The organism is Streptomyces sp. NPDC047072, from assembly GCF_040643855.1.
In the GTDB taxonomy this organism is placed as follows: Bacteria; Actinomycetota; Actinomycetes; order Streptomycetales; family Streptomycetaceae; genus Streptomyces.
In genome coordinates, this window is the sequence record NZ_JBEYVC010000129.1 from 21,020 (window position 1) to 29,205 (window position 8,186).

An 8,186-nucleotide genomic window follows, 5' to 3' on the forward strand; every position below is an offset into this window, starting at 1 on the left:
CGCAGATCGCGGCACCATGACGACGACTGCAGTGCTCGTCAGCGGCTGCCCGGCTGGGTCGTCGCCAGGTCGTTGAGAACGGCGCTGACGACCTGCCACGACACATTCAAGGTGTCGCGATCGGGGGTGTGGGCCTCCTGGATCTCGCGACGCGGATGGACATAATTCCGGTACCGGCGGAGCTCATGACAGAAGCGCTCGATGTCGGCTCCGATCCAACCCGCCTGGTGACACGTCTTGATGAGAACGTCGAGCGTCGCCCGGTCCGGTGATGTGGACCCGAGCAGGGCACGGTCTCGTTCCTGGATCACCTGGACCAGGACGCCCTCCAGAAGGCTTCCAAGCATGATGATCGCAGCGACATGAGCGCCGTTGGCGTAGCAGGTCTGTGCCTCGTCGAGCCGGTGCTGAAGAAGCCCGGCCATGTCCGGTTCCTTGATGATCTCGGTCATCACGGCCCTGAATTCAGCCGGAGCATGCTGCCCCGGATGGGCCAGTGCCGGATCGCAGGCCACCAGGCGTGGGCGACCGCCCGGGGTGTCCAGGCGGAAGCCCTCGTGGATGAGGAAGGAGTTGACTGCGGCGACCACCCCAGGGAGCTGTTCCGGTTCATCCAGGTACTCGAGAGGATCACCGAGGCGAAGGAGCACTTTCTCCAGTTCGGTGGGGTCCTCTCGACGTTCGGTGAGGCGGGCGTGAACCCACTCCCTCCGGTATTCCCCGTCGTAGTCCGGAACTTCGGCCCAGCCCGCGTGCTTCAGGAAGCGGGCGATCTCCCAGCCCTTGCGGTAGTAGAGGTGGTCGTCGCCGCAGATGACACGGGCGATCTCCTCCAACGTGTTCGCGTCAAGACGCCCCAGGACGGGCTGTATTGGCTGCTCGCTCATGCCGCGCCTTCCGTGGGGTCGCCTGCGTCGGGGGTTTCGGATCCCTCGGCCTGGTCCTCCGAGTCGTCATCCTCGGGAAGGTCATCGTCAGAGGACAGGTCGACCGGAGCCCATGCGCCGTTCTGCGAGTCGCCCGAAGCCTGCGACGACGAGTAGTCGGCCGGGTGGATACCTCGCCGCTCCAGCTCCTCCCATAGATCGGCCAGTGCGGTTTCGGGGTCGTAGCGGAACTCGCTCTCACGGACCCGCCAGAACGCCCAGCCGACTCGCTGGAGCTCACGCTCACGTTGCTGATCGTGCCGGAGCTGCTCCGCCGATGAGTGGTAGTAGTCTCCGTCGCATTCCACGGCCAGTCGCCCGCGCGCGCCCACCACTACCAGGTCGATGCGCTTCTCCCCTGCGGGGAATTGCGGAATCACGTGATATCCCCGCTCCGTCAGCCGCAGGTAGACCTGCTGCTCGAAGAGCGAGTCGAACGGGGCGGTGCGTACGTCGGGCGTCACCGGCCCGAGCGCATCGGTGGAGGCCAGAGCCGCCGGCGGGTTCTCCATGTACGTGAGGAGGTTGAGCCGTAGGTCATTGGACTTGAACCGGGCGCGCGGGACCGAATAGAAGAGCCGCATCTGGTCCTGAGCACGGCTGGCGGCGACGTTGTAGGCCTTCCGCTCGCTTGGATGGCCACCCGCGATACGCGGTGGATCCGTCACCACCATGGAGAGCAGGATGACGTGCCGCTCGTCGCCCTGGAAGGAGGCAGGGTTGCCCACTTGAATGCCATGGCGTTCACGCACCGGTGCGGACAGACGCTGCTTGATGAGGTCGTCCAGCAACCTGACCTGCCCTTGCCCCTGAAGAACGATCACCCCCATCGTCTTGTCCCGGTAGGCGGGGTCTTCGACCAGCTCCACCAGGCACTCCACGATGGCCTCGGCTTCCATGGCGTTGTGCAGGCGGCCGTCACGTCCTTTGGTCACGGCTCCTTCGACGTAGTGCGTCACCAGCGGATCGAGTCGCTCGCCGCCGAACTGGCGGAGCGGTATGAGCTTGTCGTCGTAGAACGTCCTCGACGACCACGCGATGATCTCGGGCATGCAGCGGAAATGCTCACCGAGCCGGATGACCTCGGGGAAGAACGTGGACAGCAGCTGATACAGATTGGTGTGCGGGGTGTAGAGCTGGCGCAGGCGGAGCGGGATGTCCGGCAGATGCGCGGCGAGCCGGTCCTGGATGACCTGCGTGCGTCCCATTCCGGACACGGACGGCGCGCACTGCTTGTCGTCGCCGACCACGATGACCCGCGGCGCCAGCCACATCAGGAACAGCGCCTCCATTCCGGCCTGGCTGGCCTCGTCGACGATCACGACGTCGAAGGCATCCCTACGCGCCTGCACCATCTCGGCCACCTGCCCGATCGGGGTCACCCATGCGGGTACGGCCTCCATGGCCACGGCCATCGCCTCACGCGCCGCCGCCTTGAAGGTGGCGGCATGACGACCCGAACCCTTGCCGTACGAGGCCATGTGAGCGCGATACGCCTGCAGGGAAGAACGCTGGTCCTGAGTCATGCGCTCAAGGCAATACAGCCGGCCCCGTGCTCCGGCGAGTTCTCCGGTGAGGCGCTCCAACCGATCTTCGTGTTCGGCCAGTTCACCCTCCAGCCTGTGCTCCAGGCCAGGAGTACGACGCCGCCGTACGAACCGGGATGCGGTGGCCCAGGCCCACGCCTCACCGAACTCCCCCAGCCGCGCGTCCCACTCGGATTCCTCCTGCTCATCTGCCAGCCGACCGGCAAGGACGGGGTGTACGGCCCGCAGGGCGCCCAGCAGTTCGGAGCACCGGCGCCTGCGGTGTTCCCGGGTGTGTGCCAGGGCCAAGGCATCCAACTCCTTGGCGTAGCGTTCGGCGTCTTGGTCCCGGATGGCCTGGGCTGCCGCCAGCGCCTCGGCGGCGGGATGCGCCCCGTCCACCGGCGTACGCAGCTGCTCCTCCCAGCCGGCCAGCCGTGCTGTGGCCTCATCGGCGGCGCGACGCCCACCGAGAGCGGCCAGCGCTTGGGCGAAGTCCTGCCAGGCCTGGCGTGAGGTGAGAGCGACATGCGTCCCGTTCCGGATGAGAAGCTCGTCCACCTGCTCCCGCGCCACGCCGAACGCGTCAACGTGTTCCAATTGCGCGTACCGCTCGGCCAATGCCGCCAGTCGAACCTCGATAGGGCCTCCAGGCACGAGGACGCCCAGCTGTTCCCAGCGGCTCGCCACCGCTGCGATGGCCGCGTTTGCTTGAAGATGCGCGAGAACAGCGTCCAGTTCCTCAAGAGTCTGAGGTGACTGTCCGTCCACAGTGCAGCTGCCCAGCAGTTCCTCGGCGTCTTTCTGTGCCCGGTGAGCGAAGCGCGTCTTGAGTCGGCCGCCGCCTGACAGATACGCCTTGAGGGCCTCTCCCGACCTGGCCAGTTGTCCGGCCTTGTCTTTCGGAAGGTTCTCGGGCAGCGCGACCTGTCGCAGCCCCACACCATCGACCCCGCGCCGCACGGCGTCCAACTCGGACGCGCCTGCGGTCACCCGCTGCCACAGCAGAATATTGCGGCGCGCCAGCCGGTCCTCCAGCGCGCGGGTGATCCACTCTTCCCCGTGCCACCGCACCGGCGATGCCGCCACACCGAGGCGGTGCAGCGCGGTTCGACAGACGCTGAGGGACGACATCAGTTGATCCGGGACCGAGGCATCGAGACCGGCCAGAGCGTTCCTGATGGCGATGGTCGCCTCGGACAGCCCGTCGTCCGTCAGCCTGCTTGCTGCCAGGGCCTCGGCCACCTGTTCCGCAGGGGGCAGTTCATCCGGTGTCGGCAGCGCACCGCCTGTTCGTGGCCCGCCGGCACCCTCGCGCAGCAGTGTCAGCAGCTCCTGGGCCTGTATCGAGGAGAACGGAGGGACCCCCACGGAGCCGTCGGGCAGCGCTCCGATCCAGCCAAATCGGGAGTCGCCGTCCTGCACCTGCTGCACGATTGCCGCAAGCGTGCCCGCGTAGCCGGGTGCTATGCCGTCATGCTGACGGGTCTCGGCCTCGCGCAGTTCGACGACTTCGCTGGTGAGCGCGGAGATCCGCGCGCGCACCTCGTCCCGCCGGGTGGAGAGGCGATCGATGTCCGTACGCAGCCGCCCGATGTCGGTCGCCGCCACCTGGTCGGTCAGGGCATTGACGGTGCGCTCCAGCTCCCCCGTTCCATCCTGCCTGGTCGAACTCAGCAGCAGAACACACAGATCCCGGACAGCGGCCGGAAGTTTGTCCCGGAGCACGGTGAGCGGCTGGTCACGAGCGCTGGTGACCAGCACACGCTGTCCCTGGGCAAGGAGCGCGGAGACGAGGTTGGCGATCGTGTGTGTTTTCCCGGTCCCCGGAGGCCCCTGCACCACCACGCCGGTGTCCTGTTCCAGCCGCCGAAGGACATCGCGCTGCTGGGCATTGGTCTTCAGCGGGAAGAGAGGGTCGTCGCCGAGCAGTGGTGCCATCTCGCTTCCGGTCCAGTGGGCCCGCTGGTCCTCGTCGAGTGGCATCACCAGCTGCGCCAGCCCAAGCGGGGCATGTCCTTCCGTGGCCACGCTCGCCGCAATCTGCTCGTAGCAGCGAAGCAGCGCATTGCGGTCCCGAGGGCGCATGATCAGTGCAGGCGCGTAGGTGAGGCGGGCGCTCGGTTCAGGTTCTCGTGGCGGCTTCCACTCCGCACTGAAGGCCACTGGCCTAGTCAGTGCTCGCTCCTGCCACTCCGCCAATTGCTCCAGCACGACCTCGCTCAGCGGGTGAGGTGAGCGCGCCGCGAGATCCTCGGCAACGGCGGTCGACCGCTCGGGCTCCCAACCGTCGTCGCTGTCCAAGAAGTCCCGGTCTTCCACCCGCAGGGAACTCTCCGAAGCCAGACGCACCGACAGTCGCGCGGTGCGACGCTCCACGGATGTCTCCACCCGATGGGTCACCAGATGCCTGTGGACCGCTTCACCATTCGGGTCCGTCCAGGTCAACAGGCCTACGGCCAGAACGAGTTCCCTCTGATCGTCCTGCTGGGCCAGCTGCTGGTGCCACCGGTAGAGGAACTCATACTGGTCGCGTAACGAACGGTCCGCTCGCTCCCGTTCCGCCCAGCGACGCCAACGCGCCAGCCACGGGCCGTACGCGCGAAGCACTTCGGCCGCGTCTTCACGTCGGACGGTACGTTCCTCCCACCATGTACGGCCGTCGGTGTCGCGCTCCTGTTCCTGCCCGGGCCCTTCCTCTGCGAGCGGGGGATCACCGCCGTCTGCGTCCTCGATCCTCTCCGATTTCACCCAGCCTTCCAGAAGATCAGGCAGGGGCGGCGGAGCGGCCTGCGGCACATGGTCCAAGGTGATCAGCAGACCGTCAGGCCGTACGGTCGGCCTGCGGACGCCTTCAGGTAGTTGCGTCAGCCACATGTGCTCGCGCGACCGGTCCCGATCGTCACGCACCTGTTGAGCGCTGTTCTGCACGATTTCGCGCAGAAAGCTCACTAGACCTGTCGTTGACGCGATGACCTCGGGATCTTTCGCATGGCGTCGTGGAGCGTTCACCGTTCTCCCCTCAGCTGGTGACGAACGCTCCAGGATGGGGCGAGCAAGCACGCCGCGCGGCAAGTGCCTCAGGAATGTCTAGTTCCACGCACTGTAATGGCTGGAATGCATAGCGTGGCATTCCTGGGGCGCGCCCAGTGCTGTCGAGCGTGCTCACTCCAGAGCCGCTCAGCGCGCCTCACTGCTGCGTAGTCGCACCGCTCTCCCAGGCCAGCGCGAGAAACCGCTCGATACGGCCGAGGTCCAGCTCAGCGGCGAGCGACACCGCCACGATCGCGTGGTCGACGTTGGCCGCGAGGATCTGCCCCTCGGACCGCTTGGAGGAGGTGGAGCGTACGAAGGCGGTACGGCGCGGCAGATACGTCCGTACGTAGCGGGGGTTGCCGCCGGGTTCGACGACGGCCCAGTCACCGGTGCACACGACCCGCAGCGGATCGTGCGGGGTGACGAACGCGGTGTCCGCGCGCAGCGTCCCGTCGGCGGTGACGACGTCGCACTGCCCGCGGTCGACCCGGACCACACGTCCGGGCAGGAGCCCTTCGGATTCGTAGGGGGCGAACGCGTCCGCCCATGCCTCGTCCCAGCCGTAGGGAGCGAGAGCGGAGAAAACAGAACTGGAAGTCAAGGGTGACCCTTCAAAGGGTGGCCCCGGCGAAAGGAAATGAGGTCAGCCGACGGCCACGGAGGTGGACTTGATGAACTGGATGCGGGCAGCGCCCATCGCAAAGACAGCCATCGGTCGACACCTCCGTCCCTTCGTCGCTCACTCGCTCGTACCGGGACCACCGTAGGGAGTCACGCTCGCGCGTGCCACCGAATATTCGGGGCTCCTAGGCGACCGTGTAGCTGATGATCAGGAAGGCCTCCGTCACCTCGTCCACCGCCAGGGACCTGAAGTCCGTCGCCCCGGCGCGGCGCAGTCTCAGTGTCCAGGTGTCGTCCAGGTCGGCCTCCGTGCCGGTCAGGTCGCGGGTGCCGCGGTGCAGTCCCTCGAACATGGGGTCGGGGCCGATCGGGAGAAGGTCCTCCGGCTCCGTGCCCAGGGGCGAGAGCTGGGCCTCGTATCTGCGGGCCGGGTCCGCGGGGTGGACGACGATCTCGACGCCCCGGGCCTTGTGCGAGGTGAACCCGCGGGTGAAAAAGGGCAGTCGGGCGGTGAGGTCACCGAGGTCCAGCCGCTGGTCGTCGCCCGTGCCGGAGGGGCGCAGGAAGCGGTACCAGGCGTCCGGGAACTCGCGCCGCAGGTCGAGCACCCGGTACAGACCGCGCCGGGACTCGGCGAGGGCGGTCTCGCCCAGGCCCCGGCGCAGTTCGGTGGCCGCCTGGGTGCGCAGCACGGCGCCGCCCTCCCGCGCGGTGTACCGCAGATGCAGGACGACGTCTGAGATGGACGCGAAGTCGAACTGCGGCAGGTCCTTGCCGAGCCGCAGGTGCCAGGAGCTGACGGCGCCCGCGCCCTCGAAGGGCAGGTACCGCTCGTCGCGGAAGCTCAGTTCGAACAGGCCCTGGTCCTCCTGGGCGGTACTGGTGGCGATCAACTGGACCGCGCCGATCTCGTCGCGGAAGCGGGGGTCCTCCCCCGCGGTGTCCCGGGCGTACTTCCCCGCCAGCAGGGTGGCGTCCTTGCGCAGCCGGTTGCCGGTGAGGGTCAGGGTGCAGGCGACGGTGGTGGCGGGGCCGGTGACGCACGGGACGGTCAGGCCGACCGTCTTCAGGCGCCGGAAGTAGTGGCCGGGGTAGTCCAGGTCGAAGGCGGACTCGGGGATGTCGACGAAGCACTCGCCGTTCTGCCGCAGCCGCAGCAGGGCGACCGGGTCGAGCTGTGCCAGCGAGACGTGCTTGGTGAGTTCGTACTCGCGGCGGTTCTGTTCCTGGTACGCCGTCTCCAGGCGGCGCAGGTCGTGGGCGAGCCGTTCGCCGGACAGCAGGCCCTTGCGCAGGCTGTCCCAGGAGCCGAAGCGGATGTAGTCGGAGGCGGCGAGGCCGAGTTCGTAGCGGAAGCAGCGTTCGGCGCGGCGGGCCATGTCGTGGGCGAGCCGGTAGCTCTGGAAGTGCAGCGCGGACAGCTGGGTGACCGTCCAGTCGTGCAGTTCCCGGTTGGTGAACTTGGTGCGCAGGAACTCGTCCTCGCCGGCCGCGTGCTCGATCCGCTTGTCGTGTTCGACGAGTTCGTTCTCGGCGATGCGGACGCGGACCCTCGCGGCGGCGATCTGCCGGTCCGCCTGGACGATCTCCTGCTCGGCGAGGTCGAGCTGCAACTTCCAGTCCTGGGCCCGGCGTTCGTAGGAGCCGATGGTGTTGGTCATGCCGGCGCCCATCTGCGCGATGCCGGACAGGCCCTTGAGGGCGTCGGCGGTCTTGCCGAGGGCGTCGCTGGCCTGTTTGCCGCTGACGCTGAGCGTCACGTGCGGGGAGCCGCCGAAGCCGGAGGCACCGGCGGTGATGTTGGGGATGAGGGACATCGGCGAGGCGAGGAGGTTGAGGACGGTGCCCGCGGTCTCCAGGCCCATCGCGCCGATGGTGAGGCCGAGCCAGGCCTTCTCCCAGCCGTTCCAGCCGTCGGCCAGCAGGCCCTTGTAGTGGTCGCGGCGCTTGACGGCGACCTTCTGGGCCTCCTCCAGGCTCTCCCTGGTACGGCTCTCCTCCTCGATCCGGGCCAGCCGCACCAACCGGACCTGGTTCAGGACCTGTTGTTCGTGGGTGGAGCGCAACTGGGCCATGG

At 67.7% G+C, this 8,186-nt stretch carries 2 protein-coding genes and 2 pseudogenes; all 4 read right to left on the reverse strand.

Annotation, left to right across the window (positions count from 1 at the left end; genetic code table 11):
- Nucleotides 1-38: 38 nt before the first annotated feature.
- The gene (locus ABZ896_RS37525; RefSeq protein WP_360939205.1) at nt 39-887 is read right to left on the reverse strand and encodes a hypothetical protein; all 849 of its coding nucleotides are present in this window, start codon (nt 885-887) and stop codon (nt 39-41) included.
- Entirely contained in the window at nt 884-5,464 is a 4,581-nt protein-coding gene (locus ABZ896_RS37530; RefSeq protein WP_360939207.1) for an AAA domain-containing protein, read from the reverse strand. The genes ABZ896_RS37525 and ABZ896_RS37530 overlap by 4 nt, the downstream gene beginning before the upstream one ends.
- A 193-nt stretch (nt 5,465-5,657) precedes the next feature.
- Nucleotides 5,658-6,089: pseudogene (rsgA, locus tag ABZ896_RS37535) on the reverse strand (GTPase RsgA); the annotation flags it as partial.
- Between the two features lie 205 nt (nt 6,090-6,294).
- Nucleotides 6,295-8,186 (reverse strand): annotated as a pseudogene (locus tag ABZ896_RS37540) (hypothetical protein); the annotation flags it as partial.

Bases quoted from the DNA above. Each gene is read 5' to 3' on its own strand.
- ABZ896_RS37525 (WP_360939205.1), bottom strand. From the start codon at position 887: ATGAGCGAGCAGCCAATACAGCCCGTCCTGGGGCGTCTTGACGCGAAC.